Consider the following 24,519-nt stretch of genomic DNA (forward strand, 5'->3'; position numbering starts at 1 on the left):
GCGTGCTGTCCGCGCGCTGACGTTATGCGGGCGACGGCGCCGTCAGCAGCGCCCGCAATTCGGCGAGCACCGGCGCGCCGTCGGGGCGCACACCGCGCCACACATAGAACGATTCGGCCGCCTGCTCGACCAGCATGCCGAGACCGTCGGCGCCGCGCGCGCCGAGCTTCGCCGCGTGCTGCATGAAGACAGTTGGATGCGCGCTGTACATCATGTCGTAAGCGAGCGTGCCGTTGCCGAACGCGCGGTCGTCGCACTCGGGCAGCGACGCATCGAGGCTGCCCGCGGTCGCGTTGACGATCACGTCGTACTGGCCCGCTTCGATCGCGCGGGCGCTGCCGCCGCTCAGCCGGCAGCGCGCGTCGCCGGCTGCCTGCGCGAACTGATCGACCAGCGCCTCGGCCTTCTGCGCCGTGCGGTTGACGATCGTCAGCGTATGCGGCGCGCGGTCGAGCATCGGCAGCACGACACCGCGCGCGGCCCCGCCCGCGCCGAGCAGCAGGATGCGCGCGCCTTTCAGCGACACCCCGAGATTCACCTCGATGTCGCGCACGAGGCCGAAGCCATCCGTGTTGTCGCCGTAGATGCCGTCGGCGTCGACCCTCAGCGTGTTCACCGCGCCGGCCGCCGCCGCGCGCGGCGACAGCGTGTTCGCGAACGCATGCGCGTCGAGCTTGAACGGCACCGTCACGTTCAGGCCGCGCCCGCCCGCTTCGATGAACGCGCGCACGTGCGGCACGAACGCGTCGACCGGCGCGAGCAGATGACCGTACTCGATCGGCTCGCCGGTTTGCGCGGCGAAGCGGCCGTGGATGAACGGCGACTTGCTATGCCCGACCGGGTTGCCGATGACCGCGTAGCGATCGCGCGTTGGGTTGCCGTTCATCGTCCCGGCTCCGTGATGTGTTGGTCGTTGTCGGCGGTGTTCGATGCGTCGTTGCCGCTGCCGTTGCCGCTTGCCGCGGATTCGTCGGCGCCGGGGTTGTCGTTCGGATTACCGCCGTCGGCTTCCGCTTGCGCCTCCGCTTCGCTTTCGGCGCTGTCGTCCGCTGCGTCGAGCAACTCTTCGTCGCCCTCGTCCTCGCCTTCTTCTGCTTCGGAGCCGCTCGTCACGGTCGGCGCATCGAGCACGTGCAACAGACGCACCGACGCTTCGATCGTCAGTTCGTCGATCGACATCACTTCCAGCTGCAAACGCGTGCCGCGCGCATGCACGCCGAGACCCGGCACGTGCAGCAGCAGCGGAATTTCCTCTAGACGCACGAGATCGCCCTTCACAACCGATGCGACTACCTGCTTGCGGTTTTCCTGCGTGAGCCAGCGCAGACACCAGAAGTACTCCATGCGGCGCTGGTAGTCGGCATATGCGGTGTAGGTGTCGTCGAAGCCCTGCACGACCGCGAACAGATCGGCGTCCTTCGGCTTGAACGGCGCGGCGAGCTTGGCAGTCACGCCATGCTGCACGCACGCGATCAGCTGCCACTGGTTCACGAGGTCGACGTAGCGGCGCAGCGGCGACGTGCTCCACGCGTATTGCGAGACGCCGAGCCCTTCGTGCGGCGCCGCGTTGGTCTGCATGCGCGTGCGCTTCGGGCCGCTTGGCGCGCCGAACGCGCGCTGCGTGCGATAGATGCCCGGCACGCCGTGATCGTGCAGGAACGCGCCCCACGACGAGTTCGCGAGAATCGCCAGCTCGGCGACGATCGTGTCGAGCGGCGAGCCGCGCCGGCGCGGCGTGATCGTGATGTGCTCGCCGTCGACGTAGAAATTGAAATCGGTATTGCGCTGCACTTCGCGACGCAGGCCGTAGCCGGCGCGCGCGGTCTGGCGCTTTTCGAACAGCGCCTGCGCGAACGGCCACAGCACGGCGATATCGTCCTTGTGCGGATACTCGCCGGTGCCCTCGGCGAGCGCCTCCTCGGTGACGACTTCGTCGAGGGTGTTGTGGCGCAGGTTGCTCTTGACGAACACGCGCTCGGCGCGCGTTTCGCTCGCGACGATCTCCTGCGTCTCGCGATTGACGATCACGTACAGCGATAGCGCTGGCCGATAGTCGCCCTCGCCGAGCGTGAAGGTGTCGACGATGCTGTCGGGCAGCATCGTGATCTTGTCGCCGGGCATGTAGACCGTCGACAAACGCGCACGCGCGATCGCATCGACGTCGTCGCCGCGCTGGATGCCGAGCGCCGGCGCGGCGATGTGCACGCCGATCCGCACACGGCCGTCGGCCAGATGCTCGACCGAGAATGCGTCGTCGATTTCCGTCGTGGTGATGTCGTCGATCGAGAACGCTTCGACGTCGGCCTGCGGCAGATCGTCGGGCACGTTCGCGGCCGCAACGGACGGGAAGCCGGTGCCATGGGGGAAGTACTCGGACAGGAATTTCGCTTCGTGCAGCGCGCGCGGCGACGCGATCGCGCCGCATTCGAGCATCAGCCGCGCCTGCGAGATGCCGCGCGCGGCCGCGGCGTTTTCGAGCGCCTTGTACTCGATCGTGTTCTTGTCGGGCTTCGTCAGGAGCGCGAGGCCCTTGCCGCCCGCGAACGCTTCCGGTAGACGGCCTGCCTTCAGCTCTTCTTCGTACTGCGCCTGCACGAGCGCCTGCCGGCGCTTGCGCTCGAGACCCGCGAGCGCCATCTTCAGCTGCTCTTGCGGCGCGCGCTGGTACATGCCGCGGCCCTTGCGCCGGAAGTACACCGGCGAGCCGTGCATGCGCAGCACCAGCGCCGCGCGCTCGACCGCGCCGAAGCTCGCGCCGAAGTACTCGGCGCCCAGCGTCGCGAACGGGAATTCATCGTCCGGCGCGCATTCCCACAGGAAGTCCAGATCGATCTCCTGCGCCAACGTGTCGGCCTGCTGCATCAGTTCGGCCGCAGTGGGTTTCTCGAACTCGATCAGCACATCCTTCGCGCGCACCTTCGCACGCCGCCCGCCCGGCAACTCGACCTGAAACGCGTCACCCTGACGCGACAGCACGCTGCCGGCCTTGAAACTGCCCGATTCCTCGAAGAAAACGTTCACTCAATACTCTCGTTCTGACTTGCATCTGCCGGCGCGCCCGACGCCCTGTGGCGATCGATCACTGCATGCGCGGCACGGCAACCTGTTCGTGATAGTGAATCCGCGGCGCGCACTGCGCGTGCCAGCGGGTTGAATCTTGCGACCAGCGGTTGCGGTCGGTGTGTCTTTACGGCTGATGTCCTTGCAAGGATCGGTGCCGCCGCCCTGGCGCGCCGTCAGGCCGCCGCGCGCGGCGCCGGCGGCTCGACGTCTTCGCCGTCACAGAAGGCCAGCACGTCGTCGAGGTACTGCGCGAACTCGCTGATCGCATGGTCACTGCCCTCGATCAGCGTGGTGCGCGCGCCCGGATAGTGCGCGAGCATTTCGCGGTAGTCGAGCACTTCGTCGCCGGTGGCTGCCATCAAATAATAGCGTTCGGGCCGCGTGATCGACGCGACGCCGAGCGCGCGCAATTCATCCAGATGATGCGGCTCGACGACGATGCTGCCGCCGCCATGCCACAACGGCTGCTCGCCGAGATACGCGCTCAGGTCGCGCTGCGGCACGACCGCCGGGTTCAGCAGCACGGCCGGCCAGCCGTGCTTCTCGGCCAGGTGCGTGGCGAAGTAGCCGCCCAGCGAACTGCCGATCACGGTCACCTGTCGTGCATCGCCCTTCGCGCGTGCGTCGGCGACCAGCGATTCGGCGAGCACCACGGTTTCGAACGGCGACACCGGCAGCATCGGGCAGCACCACTCGTCGGCGCGGCCCAGTTCGGCGAGACGCGCCGCGAGCAGACGCGCCTTGAACGAATTCGGCGACGAACGGAAACCGTGCAGATAGAGAATCACGACGCGCCTCGCGTCGAAAGACCGTCGAGCAGCTTCTGATGCACGCCGCCGAAGCCGCCATTGCTCATCACCAGAATCTGGTCGCCGGGGCGCGCCGCGTGGACCACCGCTTTCACGAGCGCGTCGAGGTTGTCGAACGCCTGGGCCTTGCCGTCGAGCGGCGCGAGCGCTTCGCCGAGGTTCCAGCCGAGCGCGTCGCGCCCGCTCGGCGCACCGTAGCCGAACACGAGGTCTGCGTCGGCGAGGCTTGCCGGCAGTTGCGCTTTCATCACGCCGAGCTTCATCGTGTTCGAGCGCGGTTCGAGCACCGCGAGAATTCGCGTGTTGTCGCGGCCGACGCGCGCACGCAGCCCGGCCACCGTCGTCTCGATCGCGGTGGGGTGATGCGCGAAGTCGTCGTATACGGTCACGCCGTCGACGCTGCCCCGCACTTCCATGCGGCGCTTCACGTTGCGGAAGCTCGACAGCGATTTCGCGGCCTGCGCGGGCGGCACGCCGACGTGGCGGGCGGCGGCAATAGCGGCGAGCGCGTTCATGCGGTTATGTTCGCCCTGCACCTGCCAGTCGACCACGCCGACGCGCTCGCCGTTGTGATAGACGGCAAAGCGTTCGTCAACGGGCACGCCCTGCTCCGCCGGCTGGATCTCCCAGCCACCCTGTACGCCAAAGCGCTCGACCTCGCTCCAGCAGCCGCGCGTCAGCACGCGCTCGAGCGCGTCCTCGCGGCCGTTCGTGACGACCCGGCCCAAGCGCGGCACCGTGCGGATCAGATGATGGAACTGCGTTTCGATCGCGGCGAGATCGGGGAAGATGTCGGCGTGATCGAATTCGAGATTGTTCAGCACCGCCGTTTTCGGGCGGTAATGGACGAACTTCGAGCGTTTATCGAAGAATGCGGTGTCGTATTCGTCGGCTTCGATCACGAAGAAGCTCGAATCGGTGAGCCGCGCCGACACGCCGAAATTCAGCGGCACACCGCCGATCAGAAAGCCCGGATTCAGGCCTGCGTCTTCGAGCAGCCAGGTCAGCATCGAGCTCGTGGTGGTCTTGCCGTGCGTGCCGGCCACGGCCAGCACCCATTTGCCGTTCAGCACGTGCTCGCCGAGCCACTGCGGACCGGACACGTACGGCAGGCCGCGGTCCAGAATCGCTTCCATCAGCGGGTTGCCGCGCGTGACCACGTTGCCGATCACGAATAGATCAGCGTTCAGGCCGTTCAGCTGTTCCGCGTCGTAACCCTCGATCAGGCGGATGCCTTGCGCCTCGAGCTGCGTGCTCATCGGCGGATAGACGCCGGTGTCGCAGCCGGTCACCGTGTGGCCCGCATTGCGCGCGAGCACCGCGAGTCCGCCCATGAAGGTGCCGCAGATGCCGAGGATGTGGATATGCATAAGCCTGTCGTGCCGTGGGGGCGTTTTTTGCGAGGGATGGGAGGCCGCAGGACGGCCGAACGACCGTCTGCAAAGGACGCCTATTGTAACCGACACGGCGCGCGCCGCCCCTGCGGGCCACGCCCGGCGCCGCCCCGTCCGGGCCGCCCGAGCGCGTCACCCGACCGCGTCGCCAGGCCCGATCTAGTATGATGCAGGGATGGTCCGCAAATCACATTTCGATCCGCAACGCGTGCGCGAGGAAATCGCGATCGCGGCTGCGCGCCTGATTGCCGAAGACGGTCTGGACTACGCCAGCGCGAAGCGCAAGGCGGCCCGGCAGGTCGTCGGCGAGACCCGTGTCGCCGGCGAATGGCTGCCGGACAACGACCAGATCGAAGAAGAAATCCGCGAATATCAGTCGCTGTTCCAGGGCGACAGCCAGCCGGCGCTTTTGCGGCGGCTGCGTGTGATCGCGGTCGAATGGATGGAGCGGCTCGCGCCGTTCAATCCGTATCTGACGGGCGCGGTGCTCGGCGGCACGGCCGGCGAGCATTCGGACGTCCATCTGCAGGTGTTTTGCGACAACCCGAAGGAAGTCGCGATCTATATGCTGAACGCGAACATCCAGTACGACGTGTCGGAAACGCGCCATTTCGCGGGACGCGGCTATGTGGAGACGCTGAGCTTTCTGTGGCGCCCGGCAGACGATCGCAACGCCGAGCCGGTCGGCATCCACGTCGCGCTGTATGAAACCGACGACCTGCGCGGCGCGGTGCGCGCCGACGCGCGCGGCCGCACGGCGCGGGCGAATTTGCCGGCGGTGCAGGCGCTGCTCGACGGCGACCAGGTGCCGTCCTTCACCAATTGACCAGACAGAACGGAGCACGATGAACACAAGACGTATGCTGGCGGGCGCGGCCGTCGCGCTGGTCGCCGCGGGCGGCGGCGTGCTGGCCAATCACTGGCTCAATCGCGGTACCGACGTCGCGTACGCGGCGCAGGGCGGATCACAGCCTGACACCCATGCGAGCCCCGTCCAGCAGCTGTGGAGCGCGCCGGTCACGAATGTCGACGGCAAGCCGCAGTCGCTGAGCATGCTCAAGGGCCACCCGATCGTCGTCAACTTCTGGGCGTCGTGGTGTGGCCCGTGCGTCCAGGAAATGCCTGAGCTGTCGCAGATCCAGCGCGAATACGCGAAGAAAGGCATCCAGTTCGTCGGTCTCGGCGTCGACTCGGAAAAGAACATCCAGACCTTCCTGCAGAAGGTCAAGGTCGCGTACCCGATCTACGTGACCGGCTTCGGCGGCGCCGACCTCGCGCGTGCGTTCGGCAACAATGCGGGCGGTTTGCCGTTTACCGTCGTGATCGACGCAAAAGGCAACATCCGCTCGACAAAATTGGGCCAGATCGACCCCACGGCCCTGCGCCAGACGCTCGACACGCTGTAAATTTCCCCGATTTCTGACGCCGCGCTTTTGGCACCCGCTTGCGTGCAGAACGAGCGAAAATGCACGGATAATCCCCGAATTTGAGTGAAGTTCGGCTCACGGCTGTGCGGCGGCCCGCCCCGGCCGTCGCCGCGTACGCGCACGAAACTAGACAAGTTTCTCTAATCAGCGCTAAAGTGCGCGCAATTCCACGGAAAAAGAAGCGACCATGACGCGCCTGCTGGTACTGCACGGACCCAACCTCAACCTTCTCGGTACCCGGGAACCTGAGGTCTACGGTCGCGTGACCCTGCCGCAGATCGATCAGGCGCTAGCGGACCGTGCAGCCGATGCGGGCGTCGAGCTTGCGTCGTTCCAGAGCAATCACGAAGGCGCGCTGGTCGACCGCATTCAGGCGGCCCGCACCGAGCAAACCGATTTCATCCTGATCAATCCCGCCGCGTACACGCACACCAGCGTGGCCATTCGGGACGCACTAGCGGGGGTTGGCATCCCGTTCGTCGAGATTCATCTGTCGAACGTGCATCGCCGGGAACCGTTCAGGCATCACTCGTATTTCTCCGACCAGGCAGAGGGCGTAATTTGCGGCCTCGGCTGGAAGGGGTATCTGTACGCGCTCGAATTCGCGCTCGACCGGCTCGCCGCCGGCACGTCGCGCGGCTGAATCCAAACACGTCCAATTTGAGCCGGCTACTGCACGTTTGCACGCGCCGGCACACTACGCATTGAAAGGGGCACCCTGATGGATCTACGTAAACTCAAAACTCTGATCGACCTCGTCTCGGAGTCCGGTATTTCCGAACTCGAAGTGACCGAGGGCGAAGGCAAGGTCCGCATCGTCAAGAATGCGCCGCCGGTTTACGTCCAACCGTCCGCCTCGTACGCTGCACCGCAATTCCCGCAAGCCGCGCCGGCAGCAGTCGAAGCGCCGGCCGCCGCGAACGCTCCCGCTACGCCGGCAGCCGCCGCGCCGCAGGGTCACGTCGTCACCTCGCCGATGGTCGGCACGTTCTACCGCGCGCCGTCGCCGGGTGCCGATCCGTTCGTGCAGGTCGGCGACACGGTCAAGGAAGGCCAGACCATCTGCATCATCGAAGCGATGAAGCTGCTCAACGAGATCGAGGCGGACAAGTCGGGCGTGGTCAAGGAAATCCTCGTCGAAAACGGCCAGGCGGTCGAGTACGGCCAACCGCTGTTCGTGGTCGGCTAACGCGGCACGCACCATTCGCCGCCCGCGCGCCGCTCATCCCGAGGCGCGCGACCGGTCCTCTGCGGCAGCCGGCGTCTTGACCGACCCGGCGCCCATTGATGAGTCGAAAACCCGCTATGTTTGAAAAAATCCTCATTGCCAATCGCGGCGAGATCGCGCTTCGTATCCAGCGCGCCTGCCGCGAGCTCGGCGTCAAGACGGTCGTCGTCTACTCGGAAGCCGACAAGGAAGCCAAGTACGTGAAGCTCGCCGACGAGGCGGTCTGCATCGGCCCGGCCCCGTCGAATCTGAGCTATCTGAACATGCCCGCGCTGATCAGCGCGGCCGAAGTGACCGACGCGGAAGCGATCCACCCCGGCTACGGCTTCCTGTCGGAGAACGCCGACTTCGCCGAGCGCGTCGAGCAGTCCGGCTTCACCTTCATCGGCCCGCGTCCGGAAACGATCCGCATGATGGGCGACAAGGTCACCGCCAAACAGACCATGATCAAGACCGGCGTGCCTTGCGTGCCCGGTTCGGAAGGCGCACTGCCGGACGATCCGAAGGAGATCGTGAAAATTGCCCGCCAGATCGGCTACCCGGTCATCATCAAGGCGGCGGGCGGCGGCGGCGGCCGCGGCATGCGCGTGGTCCACACGGAAGCGGCGCTCGTCAACGCGGTCAACATGACCCGCGAGGAAGCCGGCCGCGCGTTCGGCAACCCGCAGGTCTACATGGAGAAATTCCTCGAGAACCCGCGGCATATCGAAATCCAGGTGCTGGCCGACTCGTTCAAGAACGCCGTGTGGCTCGGCGAGCGCGACTGCTCGATGCAACGCCGTCACCAGAAAGTGATCGAGGAAGCGCCGGCGCCGGGCATCGCGCGCCGTCTGATCGACCGCATCGGCGATCGTTGCGCGGATGCGTGCAAGAAAATGGGCTATCTCGGCGCGGGCACCTTCGAGTTCCTGTACGAAAACGGCGAGTTCTACTTCATCGAGATGAATACGCGCGTGCAGGTCGAGCATCCGGTGACCGAACTGATCACAGGTGTCGACATCGTGCAGGAACAGATCCGCATCGCGGCCGGCGAGAAGCTCGCGTTCCGTCAGCGCGACATCCAGTTCCGCGGCCATGCGATCGAATGCCGGATCAACGCCGAAGATCCGTTCAAGTTCACGCCGTCGCCGGGACGCCTGACGTCGTGGCATATGCCGGGCGGTCCCGGCATCCGCGTCGATTCGCACGCCTACAATGGTTATTTCGTGCCGCCGAACTATGATTCGATGATCGGCAAGCTGATCGCTTACGGCGCCACGCGCGAACAGGCGATCAGCCGGATGCGCATCGCGTTGTCGGAAATGGTGGTCGAAGGCATTCAGACCAACATCCCGCTGCACCGCGAGCTGATGCTCGACGCGAAGTTCGTCGAAGGCGGCACTAGCATCCACTACCTCGAAAACCGGCTGGCCGCGCGTCAGCAGGTCGCGGAAGAAGCGTAAGTCATGAGTTATCGGGAACTGGTCGCCGAACTGGCGCGCGAGCACGCGGAGGAGTTGTCCGACGCACTGCTCGAGCTGGGCGCGCTGTCCGTGTCGGTCGAAGACGCCGACGCCGACACGCCCGACGAGCAGCCGCTGTTCGGCGAGCCCGGTCTCACGCCGGATCGCACGGCGTGGCAGCATTCGCGCGTGATCGCGCTGCTCGCGCCGGAGCACGATCCGGCCGTGCTGCTGACCGCCGCGGCCAACGAAATCGGACTCGATTCCGCGCCGGCCTGTACCGTGCGCGAGGTCGAGGAGCAAGACTGGGTGCGGCTCACGCAGTCGCAGTTCGATCCGATTCAGATCGGCGAGCGCATCTGGGTCGTGCCGTCGTGGCACGATGCGCCGGACCCCGACGCGCTCGTGCTCGAACTCGATCCGGGCCTCGCGTTCGGCACCGGCAGCCACCCCACCACGCGTCTGTGCATGGAGTGGATCGAGCAGTCGATCAAGCCCGGCCAGTCCGTGCTCGACTACGGCTGCGGCTCGGGCATTCTCGCGATTCTCGCGAAAAAGTGCGGCGCCGATCCGGTGATCGGCATCGACATCGATCCGCAGGCGGTCGAATCGGCGCGTCACAATAGCGAGCGCAATCACGCCGAAGTCACCTATGGCCTGCCAGATGCCTGCCCGGCCGGCGAATTCGACGTGGTGGTCGCTAACATTCTGTCGAATCCGCTGAAGCTGATGGCGTCGATGCTGTCGTCGAAAGTGAAGCCGGGCGGTCGCATCGCGCTGTCGGGCATCCTCGCGCGCCAGGCCGACGAAGTCGCGCAGGTCTACGCCCGCTGGATCGATATCAGCGTGTGGCGCGAACATGAAGGTTGGGTGTGCCTCGCCGGAACGCGCCGCGAAAGCAATTAGAATAAGGCGTATTGTCAACCTAACGGCCTCTGGCTCAACGGCTCGATATGCACCTGGCGACGCGTTGCCCCTTCTGCGAAACTGTTTTCCGTCTGCAACCGGCGCAGCTTGCTCAGCGCCGCGGCCTCGTGCGGTGCGGGCATTGTCAGGAAGTCTTCGACGCGTCGAGCAGTCTGTTCGACGTCTCGGAAGGCGGCGATTTTTCCACGGCCAAACCGGTTGCCGCCGCGGCGGCGATCGAAGCGCTGTCGGGAGTGCGGCAGCCAGGCCCGGACTTTAGTGGTGACGCATGGGCCCCGGGAGCACCGGCTCCGGAACAGGACTCCACCAGCATTTCACGCAGCACGCTCGACTCCCGTTTGCGCGACCACGCGAGCAGCGTGCCGCTCGCGCCGCTGCCGCTTGGCGGCACCGGGCACGCAACCGTCAAGTCGGGCACGCCGCGCCAGGCCGCCGAACCTGAACTGCGCGCTGGCGCTTTCTCGGCGCCGCTACCCGCGGACGATGAGCCGACGCTGGCCGACGCGCCGCTCGAACCGTTCGCCTATCCCGCCGACGACACGGTCGATGAACCGCCTGTCGCCCCGCCCTCCGCGCCTGCGGCCCCACCGCGAGTCGAAGACGAAGCGCCGCGCGTCTGGCGCAAGGTCGAACGCCCCGAACCGTCCACGCTCGACGAACCCGCGCGGCGCGAGCCAGCAGGCCTGCATGACATGCGCGACAACGAACCGCATTTCGGTGCGGACGGCTTAGGTGCGGCCGGCTTCGGCGCGGCCGGCTTCGGCGCGCCCGGCTTCGGCGCGGGCGCGGCCGCAGGCGCTTCCGGCGCCGGCGGCCCCGGCGGCCCGCGCCCGCCGGGAGGTCCGGCGCCCACCCCATCGAGCGGCGAGCCGTTCTCGGTCAATCCGCCGATCAGCGCTGGCGACGATCCGTTCCCGGTCATGCGCGAAACCCGCCCGGTGGACGCCGGGCGCGTCGGCTGGATCGTCGCCGGCGTGGTGCTCGCCGCGCTGCTCGTCATTGCGCTGCTCGCGCAACTCGCGTGGTGGCAACGCGAGACCATCATGGTCAACGTGCCGCGCTCGCAGATCCTGTATGCGCAGGCCTGCGCGCATCTCGGCTGCCAGCTGACGCCGCCGCACGACATCGAAGGCTTGCTGGTCGAGCCCTCCGATCTGCGGCAGATCGACGGCCCGCACAAGCTCGAGCTGAAGATGCCGCTGCACAACCGCCTGAACATCGCTCTCGCCTATCCCGCGATCGAACTCACGCTGCTCGACGATCAGAACAACGTCGCCGTGCGGCGCGTGCTATGGCCGCAGGATTACGTGCCACCCGGCACCGTGATCGCGGCCGGCCTGCCCGCGCACGCGACGCAGACGATGATCGTGCACCTCGACACCGGCACCGCGATCGCCTCCAATTTTCGCGTACAGATTTTTTATCCGTAACGCACCCTCGCGCGCCCGCTCCCGAGCGGGCGCATCATTGTCGTCACTGACGCCCTTTTCGGAGCACAACACATGAGTCAAGTCACGCTGGGTGGCAACCCGATCGAAGTAAGCGGCACGTTCCCGTCGGTCGGCCAGCAGGCCGCCCCGTTCTCGCTGGTCGGCCGCGACCTGAAGCCGCTGACGCTCGCCGACTTCGCCGGCAAGCGCAAGGTGCTCAACATCGTCCCGAGTCTCGACACGCCGACCTGCGCGACGTCGACGCGCAAATTCAACGAAGCCGCCGCGAAGCTCAGCAACACGGCCGTGATCGTGATGTCGGGCGACCTGCCGTTCGCGGCGTCGCGCTTCTGCACGACCGAGGGCATCGAGAACGTGGTGACCGCGTCGACGTTCCGCGGCCACGAGTTCGCGCAGGCGTACGGCGTCGACGTGACGAGCGGTCCGCTGACCGGCCTGACCGCTCGCGCGGTCGTCGTGCTCGACGAGAACGACAAGGTCGTGCACGCCGAGCTGGTCGGCGAGATCAAGAACGAGCCGAACTACGACGCAGCGCTCGCCGCGCTGAAGTAAGCCCTCTCGCGCGCAAACGACGACGCCGCGCCTCGCGCGGCGCCGCCGACGCGGCGCGTCTGTCTTCCCATCCCACCGTTTTCATACAGGAACGCTCGCCTTGGCTACGCTCATCTGCGGCTCGCTCGCGTACGACAACATCATGACCTTCGAAGGCCGCTTTCGGGAGCACATCCTGCCGGAGCAGGTCCACATCCTGAATGTAAGCTTTCTCGTGCCGACCATGCGTCGCGAGTTCGGCGGCTGCGCGGGCAACATTGCGTATGCGCTGAATCTGCTCGGCGGCGACGCGCGCATCATGGGCGCGATCGGCGCCGTCGACGCGCAGCTCTATCTGGACCGGCTCGCAGAGCTCGGCCTGTCGACGGAAAACGTGCTCGTCGTGCCCGACACCTACTCGGCGCAGGCGATGATCACGACCGACCTCGAGAACAACCAGATCACCGCGTTCCATCCGGGCGCGATGATGCAGTCGCATCAGAACCGCGCCGACGAGGTGAAGGGCCTGACGCTCGGCATCGTTGCGCCGGACGGCTATGACGGCATGGTTCAACACTCTGAGCAACTGGCCGCCGCAGGCGTGCCGTTCATCTTCGATCCGGGCCAGGGCTTACCGCTGTTCGACGGCGAGACGCTGCGGCGCGTCATTGAACTTGCTACCTATGTAGCGGTCAACGATTACGAAGCCGCGCTGGTGAGCAACAAGACCGGCTGGTCAATCGAGCAGATCGCCAGCAAGGTCGATGCGCTGATCGTCACGCTCGGCGAGAAGGGTGCTCAGATCCATCACGGCGGCGGTATCGAAGAGATCCCGGCGGTCACGGCGAGGCGGGTACTCGATCCCACCGGTTGCGGCGACGCGTTTCGCGGCGGCTTGCTCTACGGTATCGAGAAGGGCCTCGGTTGGGCCACCACCGGCCGTCTCGCCAGCCTGATGGGCGCACTGAAGATCGAGCATCAAGGCCCGCAAAACTACGCGCCCAGCCGGGCGGAAATCAACGAGCGGTTCAAGCAGGCCTTCGGATACGACCTGCACTGATATCGCGTGCTATGGGAGTTTGGGAATGAGAACCTCGAGTCGCCTGATCGTCGCCACCGTGATCGCCGGTTCGCTGGCCATGTCGGGATGTGCGGTCAACAGCAGCTCTCCCGACGTTTTCACCGCTTCGCAGGCGCAGCGCGAACAGACGGTTCGCATGGCCACGGTGGAGAGCGTACGCGCGGTGCGCATCAGCACGAACGAAGGTCAGCCGATCGGCATCGGCGCACTCGGCGGCGCTGCGCTCGGCGCGCTCGCCGGCACTGCGTTCGGCGGCGGACGTGGCCAGGTCGCGACGGGTATCGTCGGCGGCATCGGCGGTGCGGTCGCGGGCAATGCGATCGAAAACCGTGTGGCGATGCGCGACGGCATTGAAATCACCGTGCGGCTCGACAACGGCGACATGCGCGCCATCACCCAAACTGCCACCGGCGAAATCTTCCGCGCCGGCGATCGCGTGAGGCTGCTGTCCAGCGGCGGCGTCACGCGCGTCACGCACTAAGCGCAGTTCCCCCCTCCCGCGCGGCCGCGCGTAGTTCAGCGTCGCGACGACGACATCACACGCATGAGCCCTCACGGGTCCATGCGTGTTTTTCTTTCGGGTGACGGCAAAAAAAAACCCGCCACCGGCACACCGGTAACGGGACATTGACCGGGTGGCGCTCGCAACAGCTCGAGCACGACCCGGTCATCCGACACATCGTGCGATGTGTCGACGTACTGCTACAGCTACCGCTTACGGACGGCTGCCCGTCGGGAACGGCCATGCCGCTGCCGGGTTCAGCGCGGTCTTCACCGTCGCCGCCGGTGCGCTCGAGACAGCAGGCGCAGCAGCGGGAGCAGGCGCGGCCTTCTTGGCGACAGCCTTCTTCGCAGGTGCAGCCTTCTTCGCAGGCGCAGCGGCCTTCTTCGCGGCAGCCTTCTTGGCAGGTGCAGCTTTCTTGGCTGCAGCCTTTTTCGCAGGCGCGGCCTTCTTGGCAGCGGTCTTCTTCGCCGCGGCCTTCTTCGCCGGTGCTGCCTTCTTCGCTGCGGCCTTCTTCGCCGGTGCCGCCTTCTTCGCTGCGACCTTCTTTGCTGCGACCTTCTTCACCGCGGCTTTCTTCGCCGGTGCTGCCTTCTTCGCCGCGACCTTCTTGGCTGCGACCTTCTTCGCCGCGACCTTCTTCACTGCGGCTTTCTTCGCCGGTGCTGCCTTCTTCGCTGCGACCTTCTTCGCTGCGACCTTCTTCGCTGCGACCTTCTTCACTGCGACCTTCTTCACTGCGACCTTCTTCGCGGCGACCTTCTTGGCCGGAGCAGCCTTCTTAGCCGGAGCAGCCTTCTTGGCTGCGGTCTTCTTTGCTGCGGTCTTCTTGGCCGCGGCTTTCTTTGCAGTTGCCATCATTTTCTCCTTCAGGTTTTCAGATGAGGTCAGTTCAAACTACACCCTTCGTCAAAACCCGCTTCCCGCGGACGCTTCTCAGGGCGCGCGCTACGAAGCGGGCTATTCATCGGCGTACGCAGGTGCAACGCGCTTACGCTAATGAATGCGGTAAGGCGCGCCGTGCCCCGAGGCACCGCGCGCCAAATCTGGTCGGCGTCGCGAGGCGACGCCGGCAATTGCTTGATCGGGCCGCCGGCAACGACGCCAGCGGCTTTTTCCGGGGGGAAGTTTGCCCATCCCACTGAAGGGTCCGCAAAGTGCCTGTCATGTTTGTGGGCCGTCAAGGCACCGGACACGCTTTGCATCAGGCCGTTCTGCTCCTAACCCGGGGCGCCGCGGCCACAGGCGGCGGCATCCCCATCAATGAAACCATCCGCGACGCGAATCCCGGCTCACTCCCAGGAAAGCGCACCGCCAGTCTGATATTCGATCACTCGCGTCTCGAAGAAATTGCGTTCTTTCTTCAGGTCGATCATCTCGCTCATCCACGGGAACGGGTTTTCCTCGTTCGGGTACAGCGGATCGAGACCGATCTGCTGGCAACGGCGATTGCAGATGAAGCGCAGATAGCTCTTGAACATCGACGCGTTGAGGCCGAGCACGCCGCGCGGCATCGTGTCTTCGGCGTAGCGGTATTCGAGCTCGACCGCCTGCTGGAAGATCGCGCGAATTTCGGCGCGGAACTCAGCCGTCCACAGGTGCGGGTTTTCGAGTTTGATCTGGTTGATCAGGTCGATGCCGAAGTTGCAGTGCATCGACTCGTCGCGCAGGATGTACTGGTACTGCTCCGCCGCGCCGGTCATCTTGTTCTGGCGGCCGAGCGCCAGGATTTGCGTAAAGCCGACGTAGAAGAACAGGCCTTCCATCACACAGGCGAACACGATCAGCGAGCGCAGCAGCGTCTGGTCTGCTTCGAGCGTACCGGTCTTGAAGGCCGGGTCGGTCAGCACGTGGATGTACGGAATCAGGAATTCGTCTTTCGCGCGGATCGACGGGACCTCGTGATACGCGTTGAAGATTTCGCCCTCGTCGAGACCGAGCGACTCGACGATGTACTGGTAAGCGTGGGTGTGGATCGCCTCTTCGAACGCCTGGCGCAGCAGGAACTGGCGGCATTCGGGCGCCGTGATGTGGCGGTAGGTGCCCAGCACGATGTTGTTGGCGGCGAGCGAGTCGGCCGTCACGAAGAAGCCCAGGTTGCGCTTGACGATGCGGCGCTCGTCTTCGGTCAGCCCGTTCGGGTCTTTCCACAGGGCGATGTCGCGCGACATGTTCACTTCCTGCGGCATCCAGTGGTTGGCGCAACCCGCCAGATACTTTTCCCAGGCCCACTTGTACTTGAACGGCACCAGCTGATTGACGTCAGTCTGGCCGTTGATGATGCGCTTGTCGGCGACATTGACGCGCGCTTCGGAAGCGGCCGCCGCGTTGGCAGCATGAGCGACGGGAGCGACAGCGATGTCGTTCGCGAAGACTTCTTGAGCGGAGGGAGCATGAGGAGCGGAACGCGTTCCGATTTGCGAACCCACAACCGACCCCGCAGCGTTGCGCAACACGTTCGGTTGCGTCGCGCTCGAGGGAGTTACGGCAGTGATCTCGTCATCCCAGTTGAGCATAAATGTCACCATCAATTTAGAACGGTTTGTACCATCTTTTCACGAGCGATAAAAGAGCTCACTCGCGAAAATTCCTGTTTTCGATTCGCGTTGCTACGTTCATACAACACTTTGTTCGACATGCTGCGTGTGACTCATGCAGTCACGCATCGAGTGACGCGTGATGATCGCGTGTTGAACATGTGTTGCCGAGGTCCTTCGCGAGCTCGAAGAGCAACGTTTCGACACGACGTTTCGTTGCTCTATCTATATGTATTGCGCAGCGTGTTCGCGGCATCCGCCGACTGATCGATGGACCGGTCGATGCCGCGCGAATCGCTCATCGCGAGAGTCGGCGGTGAGCCGCGTCGAGCGTGTTGCGTCAGCGTTGGCGGTTGAGGTGCGATGCCATGTCGAGCGATCGTCTGGTGTTGCCAACTGCTGTGTTGCTTCGCTGCATCGACGAGCGGTGAGACTTCGATACTGCTCAACGCTCATCGACCTGCTTCTACTTCATCAACGGGGCGCGTCGCTCGCCGCCTGCGGGTCATCACCTACGACCCTCGTGTGCAGTTAGCAAGCATCGCTCCCGCTGCTTGCCTGTAGTTACTGGCAAGCCTCGCACTCGTCGAAGCCGGGATCGCCCGGACGCATCATGCAGACCGGACCATCCGCTTCGGGTGCCGCTTCGACTGCGACCGCGGCAGTCGCTGCCGCTGCCTGGAAGCCGCCGCTCACGCCACCCGCCACACCACCCGTCGCGCCGCCCACGCCGAAGCCGCCTGCCGCGCCGCCTGCGCCACCCGAGCCGTCATGACCCGAGCTCACCGCGTTCAGCGCGCCGTGCGCGACCGTCGACTTCTCGACGTGCGTCGCCGCCATCGTGCGCAGGTAGTAGGTGGTCTTCAGACCGCGCAGCCATGCGAGCTTGTAGATCTCGTCGAGCTTCTTGCCCGATGCGCCCGCCATGTAAATGTTCAGCGACTGCGCCTGGTCGATCCACTTCTGACGACGCGAGGCCGACTCGACGAGCCACACCGGATCGACTTCGAACGCGGTCGCGTAGATCGCGCGCAGGTCGGCCGGGATGCGGTCGATGCGCGACAGCGTGCCGTCGAAGTACTTCAGGTCGGCGACCATCACTTCGTCCCACAGACCGCGCGCCTTCAGGTCGCGCACCAGGTAGTCGTTGACCACCGTGAACTCGCCCGACAGGTTCGACTTCACGTACAGGTTCTGATAGGTCGGCTCGATGCACGCCGACACGCCGATGATGTTCGAGATCGTCGCGGTCGGCGCGATCGCCACGCAGTTCGAGTTGCGCATGCCGTAGGTCGCGATGCGCGAGCGCAGCGCCGGCCAGTCCATCGACTCGCTCGAATCGACCTCGACATAACCGCCGCGCGCTTGCTCGAGCAGCGCCACCGAATCCTGCGGGAGGATGCCGCGATCCCACAGCGAGCCGCGGTAGCTCGAGTAGCGGCCGCGCTCTTCGGCGAGCTCGGTCGAAGCGTAGTACGCGTAGTAGCAGACCGCTTCCATCGAGCGATCGGCGAACTCGACCGCTTCGGGCGACGCGTACGGCGTGCGCAGCACGTGCAGGCAGTCCTGGAAGCCCATGATGCCGAGGCCGACCGGACGGTGCTTCAGGTTCGAGTTACGCGCCTTGGCGACCGCGTAGTAGTTGATGTCGATCACGTTGTCGAGCATGCGCATCGCGACGCTGACCGTGCGCTTGAGCTTGTCGTGGTCGAGCGCCACCGTGCCGTCGGCCTGCTCCTTCAGGTGCGCGACGAGGTTCACCGAGCCGAGGTTACAGACGGCGATTTCGGCGTCGCTGGTGTTCAGCGTGATTTCCGTGCACAGGTTCGACGAGTGGACGACGCCGACGTGCTGCTGCGGCGAGCGCACGTTGCACGGGTCCTTGAAGGTGATCCACGGATGGCCGGTTTCGAACAGCATGCCGAGCATCTTGCGCCACAGTTGCGCCGCCGGAAGCTTCTTGAACAGCTTGATCTCGCCGCGCGCGACCTTGTCTTCGTAAGCCGTGTAAGCCGCTTCGAATTCGGCGCCGAACTTGTCGTGCAGATCCGGGCAGGTGGACGGCGAGAACAGCGTCCAGTCGCCGCCTTCCATCACGCGCTTCATGAACAGGTCGGGAATCCAGTTCGCGGTGTTCATGTCGTGCGTGCGACGACGGTCGTCGCCGGTGTTCTTGCGCAGCTCGAGGAACTCCTCGATGTCGAGGTGCCACGATTCGAGGTACGCGCACACCGCGCCCTTGCGCTTGCCGCCCTGGTTCACCGCGACTGCCGTGTCGTTGACGACCTTCAGGAACGGCACCACGCCTTGCGACTTGCCGTTGGTGCCCTTGATGTGCGAGCCGAGCGCGCGCACACGCGTCCAGTCGTTGCCGAGGCCGCCGGCGAACTTCGACAGCAGCGCGTTTTCCTTGAGCGCTTCGTAGATGCCGTCGAGGTCGTCGTCGACCGTGGTCAGGTAGCACGACGACAGCTGCGAGCGGCGCGTGCCCGAATTGAACAGCGTCGGCGTCGAGCTCATGAAGTCGAAGCTCGACAGCACGTTGTAGAACTCGATAGCGCGCGCTTCGCGGTCGATCTCGTTCAGCGACAGACCCATCGCAACACGCATAAAGAATGCCTGCGGCATTTCGATGCGCACGTTGTCGTGATGCAGGAAGTAGCGGTCGTAGAGTGTCTGCAGACCGAGGTAGCCGAACTGCAGGTCACGGTTCGCGTCGAGCGCGGCGCCTAGACGCTTCAGGTCGAACTGCAGCAGCTTGTCGTCGAGCAGCTCCGCTTGCACGCCGCGCTTGATGAACTGCGGGAAGTACTCGGCGTAGCGCTCGCCCATTTCGGCTTGCGTGACTTCCTCTTCGAGGATCTCGCGGCGGATCGTGTGCAGCAGGATGCGCGCGGTGACCTGGCTGTAAGCCGGGTCCTTTTCGATCATCGTGCGGGCAGCGAGGATGGCCGAGTCGTACACCTGGCTCATCGGCACGCCGTCGTACAGGTTCTTCACCGTTTCCGCGACGATCGGCTCGGCGCTCACCGCGTCGCCGAGGTTTGCGCATGCGGACTCGATGATGCCGCGCAGCGCGGCCATGTCCAGCGGACGCGTGATGCCGTTGTCGGTCACGTTCAGGCCCGGCGTGCTCGCGGCATCTGCATGGTCGTCATGCGCGCGCGCCTGGTTGCGCTTCTCGCGATACAGCACGTAAGCACGCGCGACGTTGTGCTCACCGCCGCGCATCAGCGCGAGTTCGACCTGATCCTGAATGTCTTCGATATGGAACGTGCCGCCGTTCGGACGGCTGCGCAGCAGCGCGCGCACCACGTTCTGCGTGAGTTGCTCGACCAGTTCGCGCACCCGTGCCGACGCCGCGCCCTGACCACCGTTGACGGCGAGGAACGCCTTCGTCACGGCGATCGCGATTTTCGACGGCTCGAACGACACCACGGTGCCGTTGCGGCGGATCACCTTGTAGTCGGCGTAGCTCGCTTGCGGCGCGAGCGACTGTGCGCCTTGAGTCTGGCCGAAAGCCTGGCCAGTCGGTGAGCCCTCGTACCGGGTCGTCACGTTGTCGGTGGTTTGCATGTGCAAAGCTCCTGGTCTTGGAAATGGCGGCGGGTGCCGCGGATTAAATCGAACGCCGCGCCGTCGCGTGCGCGAGCGATGAGGTGCAGGAAGGCCGGCTACGCCGGGTGGCGGGATGCAACTGCGAGGAAGCCTGGTTCGATTTGATGACGGTCTTCATCGGGTCGGTCGCGATCACTGGCTGGTCCTTTCCTGAATGCTTCTGGATGCGGCCGGAGATCCCCCAACGGCTGCGCCCCAGGAATTTTTTTCGCTGTCTGGAATGCTTGCGGCGCCGTGCTCGGGGAGCGGGGCGCCGCAGACTTATCCACTCTTATTCACTCGGTTATGCACATGGTTATTCACAGCACAACACAAGATATAGTGCGAAACTCAGTTGTCGGCACCAAGTATAGTGGAGATTCGAGACAGGTCAAACCGTTTTATTTGCGCTCGAAGTCTTGACTTTTGCGTCGCGCGACGCGCATAAGCTCCCCGGAGAAGCAGGCTGCGCCTCGTTCTCTGCGGATCACGCAAGATCGTGCGAAGGGGGATTACCGCGTTTCGGAAAACTTGAGATAGGGGAAATACCGACCGTCGAGCAACGTGTCGCGCTGCAGCCGCGGCCACTCGAAATGTGGGCCGGGATCGGTCTTGCGGCCGGGTGCGATGTCGGAGTGACCAGCAAGCGCGTCGATCGGATAGCGCGCCTTCAGTGCGCTCACCAGCGCGGCGAGCGTGCGGTATTGCGCCGCTTCGAAGGCGGTGGTGTCGCTGCCTTCGAGCTCGATGCCGATCGAGAAATCATTGCAGCGCTCGCGGCCGAAAAAATTCGACGGTCCCGCGTGCCACGCGCGCTCATTGCACGACACGAACTGCTCGAGCGCGCCGTCGCGATGAATCACGAAATGCGCGGACACACGCACGCCGCGCAGATGCGAGTCGTAGTACGGGTGAGCGTCGCAGTCGAGCGTGTTCTGGAACAGCTCGGCAATCGCGGTGCCGCCGAACTCGTTCGGCGGCAGGCTGATGTTGTGAACGACGATCAGCGTCGGCACCGCGCCTTGCGGCCGCGCTTCGAAGTTCGGCGAGGGGAGCTTGCGTGCGGCGGGAACCCAGCCGTCGACATCGACGGTGAAGACGTCGCTCATCGGGCGTCGCGGCCGCTCGGACGCGCGCCGTGGCGCTGCGCGTGCGCGGCGCAGCAGAACGCCTGCCCCGCGACGCTGACCGAATCGCTCTTCGGTGCATGCACCCCGCACTCGACGCAGCGAATCATCGGTTCGGCAAGCTGCGGCTGTTGTCCATTCGAAGAACGCGCGCCGCCATTCGCGGCGCCGGCACCGTTGGCGCCGCGCGCGCCGGTGCGTTGCGTGTCGTGGCGGCGCAGTGCCTTCACGAGCCACTGTCCGACGATGAACAGCAGAATCAGCAAAAAGATTTGTCGCATGGGGACGCTCACACTACAGGCCGGTGCAACAGCACCTCTAAAACGAAACGGCTGCCGACGTACGCGAGCAACAGCGCGACGAACGACGCCAGCACCCAGCGCAATGCCGCACGGCCGCGCCAGCCGGACACCTTGCGCGCCGTCAGCAGCGCGCCGAACATCACCCACGAAAGAATCGCGAACACAGTTTTGTGATCGAGCCGCAACGCGCGGTCGAGCAGTTGCTCGCTGAACAGGATGCCCGACAGCAGCGTCAGCGTAAGCAGCACGAAGCCGGCGCCGATCAGACGGAACAGCAGCTTCTCGAGTGTGAGCAGCGGCGGCAGCGTGTCGAGCCAGCTCGACCACCAGCCGTTGCCCGACGCCGCGTGTCGCTGCGCGAGAGCGCCGCGCATCGAATGCAAACGCCGCTCGACCGCCAGCATCAGCACCGCGTGCAGCGCGGCGATCGCGAACAGACCGTATGCGATGTTCGCGATCAGGAAGTGCAGCTTGAACATCGGCGCGGCCGCATACGGCAGCACGCGCGCGCCGCCGAACGCAAGCGGCAGCAGCGATGCGACGCACGCGAGCGGCAACACCAGCAGGCGAAGTCCGTCGAGCGGGAAGAAGAAGCTTTCGATCCAGTAAATGCCGGCGCCGAGCCAGAACATCGCCGACAGCGCGAACGCGAAGCCGAACACCATCGCGTTCTGCGGGAAGATCGTGGTATGCAGCAGGACGCCGTGAGCGAGCAGCGCGACGAATAACAGCGCGCGCCCGGGCGCGCTCATGCCGGAGGCCACCAGAGCGCCCGCGTGGACGGCTTGATCGGGCAGCGGCGGCACGCTCTCGAGCAGCGGACGCACGGCCGCGTGCCGGTGCGAGCGCCAGCCGGCCACGGCAAGACCGCCGTAGAGAAGCGCGGTGAGGGCATACAGTACAATATCCATATTCGAAGTTTACACTAGGGCCCTTCCCCGCGACGCCTTCTGCTTCGCGCGCTGCGCGGGCCCCACCGTTCATCGCTCCCCATGCTCGACAATCTGACTCAACGGATGGCGCGCGTCGTCAAGACGCTGCGCGGCGAAGCCCGGCTCACCGAGGCGAACACCCAGGAAATGCTGCGCGAGGTGCGTCTCGCACTGCTCGAGGCCGACGTGGCGCTGCCCGTCGTGCGCGAGTTCATCGCGAAGGTCAAGGAGAAGGCGCTCGGCGAGGAAGTGATCGCCAGCCTGTCGCCGGGTCAGGCGCTCGTCGGCGTGGTGCAGCGCGAGCTGACCGCGGTGATCGGCGGCGATTACGAGGGCAAGGCCTCCGAACTCAATCTCGCCGTCACGCCGCCTGCGATCATCCTGATGGCGGGTCTGCAGGGTGCCGGTAAAACGACCACGGTCGGCAAGCTCGCGAAGCTGCTGCGCGAGAAGTACAAGAAGAAGGTGCTGACGGTTTCGTGCGACGTCTATCGTCCCGCCGCTATCGCGCAGCTGAAAACGGTGACCGAGCAGGTCGGCGCGGACTTCTTCCCGTCGGAGCCGAACCAGAAGCCGGTCGACATCGCGCGCGCCGCGGTCGACTGGGCCAAGCGCCACTATCACGACGTGCTGCTCGTCGACACGGCCGGCCGTCTCGGTATCGACGAAGCGATGATGCAGGAAATCGCCGCGCTGCACGCCGAGCTGAAGCCGGCGGAAACGCTGTTCGTCGTCGACGCGATGCTCGGTCAGGACGCGGTCAACACCGCGAAGGCGTTCAGCGACGCGCTGCCGCTCACCGGCGTCGTGCTCACCAAGCTCGACGGTGATTCGCGCGGCGGCGCGGCGCTGTCGGTGCGTCACGTGACGGGCAAGCCGGTCAAGTTCGTGGGTGTCGCCGAAAAGCTCGACGGCCTCGAAGTATTCCACCCCGACCGCATGGCGAGCCGGATTCTCGGCATGGGCGATATTCTCGCGCTCGTCGAGGAAGCGCAGCGCGGCGTCGACGTGCAAGCCGCGCAGAAGCTCGCCGACAAGGTCAAGAAAGGCGGCGACTTCGACCTCAACGATTTCCGCGCGCAGCTCTCGCAAATGAAGGGCATGGGCGGCTTGTCGTCGCTGATGGATAAGCTGCCCGCGCAGTTCCAGCAGGCCGCCGCCGGCGCCGATATGAGCCAGGCCGAAAAGCAGATGCGCCGCATGGAAGGCATCATCAACTCGATGACGCCGGCCGAGCGCGCCAAACCCGAACTGATCAAGGCGACCCGCAAGCGCCGCATCGCCGCGGGCGCGGGCGTGCAGGTGCAGGAAGTCAACCGCATGCTGAACCAGTACGAACAGATGCGCACGATGATGAAGAAGCTCAAGGGCGGCAACCTGCAGAAGATGATGCGCGGCATGAAGGGCATGATGCCCGGCATGCGCTAAGCTTGATGGGACCGGCGCGCGCTCGCGCCGATGCGCGGCGTGGCTGACTTCGGCATCGTGCGGGTTTATTCTGTAGCGCATCGCGTCGTCCCTCGCGGGAACGTCCCTCGGGATGTTGCCACTCACACTATGTATACAGTTATCGGCCGTCAGACGTCATGAACCGCGAAGAAGCCCTGCAGATTTTTCAACATTCCGAAGAGATCGTTTCGGCCTCGGACGTCACTGCGTCAATCGCCCGCATGGCGGCCGCCATCCGCGACGAGATTAGCGAGGACTTCCCGCTCGTGCTGTCGGTGATGGGCGGCGCCGCGGTGTTCACCGGCATGCTGCTGCCGCACCTCGATTTCCCGCTCGAGTTCGACTACATCCATCTGACGCGCTACCGCAATACGACGAAGGGCAGCAACGAGATGCAATGGCGCGTCGCGCCGGCCGAGTCGGTCAAGGATCGCGTGGTGCTCGTGCTCGACGACATCCTCGACGAAGGCGAGACGATGGCCGCGATCCGCGACCGCATTCTCGCGATGGGCGCGAAGCGCTTCCTGTCCGCGGTGCTGTGCGAGAAGATCATTCCGAAGGCGAAGCCGCTGCGCCCCGATTACTGCGGCTTCGAAGTGCCGGACCGGTACGTGTTCGGCTGCGGGATGGATGCGAAGGGCTACTGGCGCAATCTGCCGACCATTCGGGCGTTGACCGAGGGGGCGTGAGCGGCGCATCCGCGTACCGGCGAAAAAAAAG

The 24,519-nt window shown here is 65.2% G+C and carries 23 protein-coding genes; 12 read left to right on the forward strand and 11 right to left on the reverse strand.

Annotated features, from left to right (window positions below):
- Positions 1–22: 22 nt before the first annotated feature.
- The 4 genes from aroE to mpl all read right to left on the reverse strand — a co-directional run bounded on the left by aroE (position 23) and on the right by mpl (position 5,242).
- Positions 23–886 carry a shikimate dehydrogenase gene (gene aroE / locus AB3X95_RS08615; RefSeq protein ID WP_176105028.1) on the reverse strand — a complete coding sequence of 288 codons (864 nt, stop codon included), beginning with the start codon at positions 884–886 and terminating at the stop codon, positions 23–25.
- Complete coding sequence (locus AB3X95_RS08620; protein WP_368621074.1) at positions 883–3,021, reverse strand: ribonuclease catalytic domain-containing protein; 2,139 nt, start codon at positions 3,019–3,021, stop codon at positions 883–885. The genes aroE and AB3X95_RS08620 overlap by 4 nt, the downstream gene beginning before the upstream one ends.
- Positions 3,022–3,236: 215 nt before the next feature.
- Positions 3,237–3,851: a YqiA/YcfP family alpha/beta fold hydrolase gene (locus AB3X95_RS08625; protein ID WP_176105024.1), complete on the reverse strand. Its 615-nt coding sequence runs from the start codon at positions 3,849–3,851 to the stop codon at positions 3,237–3,239.
- Positions 3,848–5,242: a UDP-N-acetylmuramate:L-alanyl-gamma-D-glutamyl-meso-diaminopimelate ligase gene (gene mpl / locus AB3X95_RS08630; RefSeq protein ID WP_368621075.1), complete on the reverse strand. Its 1,395-nt coding sequence runs from the start codon at positions 5,240–5,242 to the stop codon at positions 3,848–3,850. Before mpl ends, AB3X95_RS08625 begins: the two co-directional genes overlap by 4 nt.
- A 199-nt stretch (positions 5,243–5,441) precedes the next feature.
- On the opposite strand from mpl, the gene AB3X95_RS08635 reads away from it, so the two are divergent.
- The 10 genes from AB3X95_RS08635 to AB3X95_RS08680 all read left to right on the forward strand — a co-directional run bounded on the left by AB3X95_RS08635 (position 5,442) and on the right by AB3X95_RS08680 (position 13,834).
- Positions 5,442–6,092 carry a UDP-N-acetylmuramate--alanine ligase gene (locus tag AB3X95_RS08635; protein ID WP_176105021.1) on the forward strand — a complete coding sequence of 217 codons (651 nt, stop codon included), beginning with the start codon at positions 5,442–5,444 and terminating at the stop codon, positions 6,090–6,092.
- Positions 6,093–6,111: 19 nt separating this feature from the next.
- Complete coding sequence (locus AB3X95_RS08640; protein WP_176105020.1) at positions 6,112–6,672, forward strand: TlpA disulfide reductase family protein; 561 nt, start codon at positions 6,112–6,114, stop codon at positions 6,670–6,672.
- A gap of 208 nt (positions 6,673–6,880) precedes the next feature.
- Positions 6,881–7,336, forward strand: coding sequence for a type II 3-dehydroquinate dehydratase (gene aroQ, locus AB3X95_RS08645; RefSeq protein WP_176365578.1), 456 nt, complete (start codon positions 6,881–6,883; stop codon positions 7,334–7,336).
- Between the two features lie 78 nt (positions 7,337–7,414).
- Positions 7,415–7,882 (forward strand): acetyl-CoA carboxylase biotin carboxyl carrier protein, encoded by a 468-nt coding sequence (accB, locus tag AB3X95_RS08650; protein ID WP_176121879.1) that lies wholly within the window; start codon positions 7,415–7,417, stop codon positions 7,880–7,882.
- A 116-nt stretch (positions 7,883–7,998) separates the two neighbouring features.
- Positions 7,999–9,363, forward strand: a complete 1,365-nt coding sequence (accC, locus tag AB3X95_RS08655) for an acetyl-CoA carboxylase biotin carboxylase subunit (protein ID WP_013090569.1) — start codon at positions 7,999–8,001, stop codon at positions 9,361–9,363.
- Positions 9,364–9,366: 3 nt separating this feature from the next.
- Positions 9,367–10,269, forward strand: a complete 903-nt coding sequence (gene prmA / locus AB3X95_RS08660) for a 50S ribosomal protein L11 methyltransferase (RefSeq protein WP_368621076.1) — start codon at positions 9,367–9,369, stop codon at positions 10,267–10,269.
- A 47-nt stretch (positions 10,270–10,316) separates the two neighbouring features.
- The gene (locus AB3X95_RS08665) at positions 10,317–11,720 is read left to right on the forward strand and encodes a zinc-ribbon and DUF3426 domain-containing protein (protein WP_368621077.1); all 1,404 of its coding nucleotides are present in this window, start codon (positions 10,317–10,319) and stop codon (positions 11,718–11,720) included.
- Positions 11,721–11,792: 72 nt separating this feature from the next.
- Complete coding sequence (tpx, locus tag AB3X95_RS08670) at positions 11,793–12,293, forward strand: thiol peroxidase (protein WP_368621078.1); 501 nt, start codon at positions 11,793–11,795, stop codon at positions 12,291–12,293.
- Positions 12,294–12,393: 100 nt separating this feature from the next.
- On the forward strand, positions 12,394–13,332 hold the full coding sequence (locus tag AB3X95_RS08675; RefSeq protein ID WP_176121886.1) for a carbohydrate kinase family protein: 939 nt from the start codon (positions 12,394–12,396) through the stop codon (positions 13,330–13,332).
- A 25-nt stretch (positions 13,333–13,357) separates the two neighbouring features.
- A complete protein-coding gene (locus tag AB3X95_RS08680) occupies positions 13,358–13,834 on the forward strand; it encodes a glycine zipper 2TM domain-containing protein (protein WP_176105013.1) in 477 nt (158 codons plus the stop codon).
- 234 nt (positions 13,835–14,068) lie between these two features.
- Here the strand turns inward: AB3X95_RS08680 and AB3X95_RS08685 are convergent, their stop codons facing one another.
- From AB3X95_RS08685 to AB3X95_RS08715, 7 genes are all read right to left on the reverse strand, one after another.
- Positions 14,069–14,713 (reverse strand): histone H1-like DNA-binding protein, encoded by a 645-nt coding sequence (locus AB3X95_RS08685; protein ID WP_368621106.1) that lies wholly within the window; start codon positions 14,711–14,713, stop codon positions 14,069–14,071.
- A gap of 29 nt (positions 14,714–14,742) precedes the next feature.
- Positions 14,743–15,060 (reverse strand): hypothetical protein, encoded by a 318-nt coding sequence (locus AB3X95_RS08690; protein WP_368621079.1) that lies wholly within the window; start codon positions 15,058–15,060, stop codon positions 14,743–14,745.
- Positions 15,061–15,147: 87 nt separating this feature from the next.
- A complete protein-coding gene (locus AB3X95_RS08695; protein WP_176105010.1) occupies positions 15,148–16,371 on the reverse strand; it encodes a ribonucleotide-diphosphate reductase subunit beta in 1,224 nt (407 codons plus the stop codon).
- A 585-nt stretch (positions 16,372–16,956) separates the two neighbouring features.
- Positions 16,957–19,968, reverse strand: coding sequence for a ribonucleoside-diphosphate reductase subunit alpha (locus AB3X95_RS08700; RefSeq protein WP_368621080.1), 3,012 nt, complete (start codon positions 19,966–19,968; stop codon positions 16,957–16,959).
- Between the two features lie 533 nt (positions 19,969–20,501).
- Positions 20,502–21,098: a 1,6-anhydro-N-acetylmuramyl-L-alanine amidase AmpD gene (gene ampD / locus AB3X95_RS08705; protein ID WP_176121892.1), complete on the reverse strand. Its 597-nt coding sequence runs from the start codon at positions 21,096–21,098 to the stop codon at positions 20,502–20,504.
- Complete coding sequence (locus AB3X95_RS08710) at positions 21,095–21,397, reverse strand: PP0621 family protein (protein WP_176105007.1); 303 nt, start codon at positions 21,395–21,397, stop codon at positions 21,095–21,097. Before AB3X95_RS08710 ends, ampD begins: the two co-directional genes overlap by 4 nt.
- Positions 21,398–21,405: 8 nt before the next feature.
- The gene (locus AB3X95_RS08715; protein WP_176121895.1) at positions 21,406–22,329 is read right to left on the reverse strand and encodes an inner membrane protein YpjD; all 924 of its coding nucleotides are present in this window, start codon (positions 22,327–22,329) and stop codon (positions 21,406–21,408) included.
- 81 nt (positions 22,330–22,410) lie between these two features.
- Here AB3X95_RS08715 and ffh point away from each other — a divergent pair, with 81 nt between their 5' ends.
- Together ffh and AB3X95_RS08725 are read left to right on the forward strand one after the other, a co-directional pair.
- A complete protein-coding gene (ffh, locus tag AB3X95_RS08720) occupies positions 22,411–23,778 on the forward strand; it encodes a signal recognition particle protein (protein WP_176105005.1) in 1,368 nt (455 codons plus the stop codon).
- A gap of 158 nt (positions 23,779–23,936) precedes the next feature.
- Complete coding sequence (locus AB3X95_RS08725) at positions 23,937–24,488, forward strand: hypoxanthine-guanine phosphoribosyltransferase (protein ID WP_368621081.1); 552 nt, start codon at positions 23,937–23,939, stop codon at positions 24,486–24,488.
- Positions 24,489–24,519 lie beyond the last annotated feature (31 nt).

It is taken from the genome of Paraburkholderia sp. BR13444 (genome assembly GCF_040948755.1).
GTDB classification, from domain to species: domain Bacteria; phylum Pseudomonadota; class Gammaproteobacteria; order Burkholderiales; family Burkholderiaceae; genus Paraburkholderia; species Paraburkholderia youngii.

Excerpts from the sequence above, each read along its gene's own strand:
- aroE (WP_176105028.1), bottom strand. The coding sequence starts at position 886 with ATGAACGGCAACCCAACGCGCGATCGCTACGCGGTCATCGGCAACCCG.
- mpl (WP_368621075.1), bottom strand. The coding sequence starts at position 5,242 with ATGCATATCCACATCCTCGGCATCTGCGGCACCTTCATGGGCGGACTC.
- AB3X95_RS08635 (WP_176105021.1), top strand. The coding sequence starts at position 5,442 with ATGGTCCGCAAATCACATTTCGATCCGCAACGCGTGCGCGAGGAAATC.
- AB3X95_RS08640 (WP_176105020.1), top strand. The coding sequence starts at position 6,112 with ATGAACACAAGACGTATGCTGGCGGGCGCGGCCGTCGCGCTGGTCGCC.
- aroQ (WP_176365578.1), top strand. The coding sequence starts at position 6,881 with ATGACGCGCCTGCTGGTACTGCACGGACCCAACCTCAACCTTCTCGGT.
- accB (WP_176121879.1), top strand. The coding sequence starts at position 7,415 with ATGGATCTACGTAAACTCAAAACTCTGATCGACCTCGTCTCGGAGTCC.
- accC (WP_013090569.1), top strand. The coding sequence starts at position 7,999 with ATGTTTGAAAAAATCCTCATTGCCAATCGCGGCGAGATCGCGCTTCGT.
- prmA (WP_368621076.1), top strand. The coding sequence starts at position 9,367 with ATGAGTTATCGGGAACTGGTCGCCGAACTGGCGCGCGAGCACGCGGAG.
- AB3X95_RS08665 (WP_368621077.1), top strand. The coding sequence starts at position 10,317 with ATGCACCTGGCGACGCGTTGCCCCTTCTGCGAAACTGTTTTCCGTCTG.
- tpx (WP_368621078.1), top strand. The coding sequence starts at position 11,793 with ATGAGTCAAGTCACGCTGGGTGGCAACCCGATCGAAGTAAGCGGCACG.
- AB3X95_RS08680 (WP_176105013.1), top strand. The coding sequence starts at position 13,358 with ATGAGAACCTCGAGTCGCCTGATCGTCGCCACCGTGATCGCCGGTTCG.
- AB3X95_RS08685 (WP_368621106.1), bottom strand. The coding sequence starts at position 14,713 with ATGGCAACTGCAAAGAAAGCCGCGGCCAAGAAGACCGCAGCAAAGAAG.
- AB3X95_RS08690 (WP_368621079.1), bottom strand. The coding sequence starts at position 15,060 with ATGCAAAGCGTGTCCGGTGCCTTGACGGCCCACAAACATGACAGGCAC.
- AB3X95_RS08695 (WP_176105010.1), bottom strand. The coding sequence starts at position 16,371 with ATGCTCAACTGGGATGACGAGATCACTGCCGTAACTCCCTCGAGCGCG.
- AB3X95_RS08700 (WP_368621080.1), bottom strand. The coding sequence starts at position 19,968 with ATGCAAACCACCGACAACGTGACGACCCGGTACGAGGGCTCACCGACT.
- ampD (WP_176121892.1), bottom strand. The coding sequence starts at position 21,098 with ATGAGCGACGTCTTCACCGTCGATGTCGACGGCTGGGTTCCCGCCGCA.
- AB3X95_RS08710 (WP_176105007.1), bottom strand. The coding sequence starts at position 21,397 with ATGCGACAAATCTTTTTGCTGATTCTGCTGTTCATCGTCGGACAGTGG.
- AB3X95_RS08715 (WP_176121895.1), bottom strand. The coding sequence starts at position 22,329 with ATGGATATTGTACTGTATGCCCTCACCGCGCTTCTCTACGGCGGTCTT.
- ffh (WP_176105005.1), top strand. The coding sequence starts at position 22,411 with ATGCTCGACAATCTGACTCAACGGATGGCGCGCGTCGTCAAGACGCTG.
- AB3X95_RS08725 (WP_368621081.1), top strand. The coding sequence starts at position 23,937 with ATGAACCGCGAAGAAGCCCTGCAGATTTTTCAACATTCCGAAGAGATC.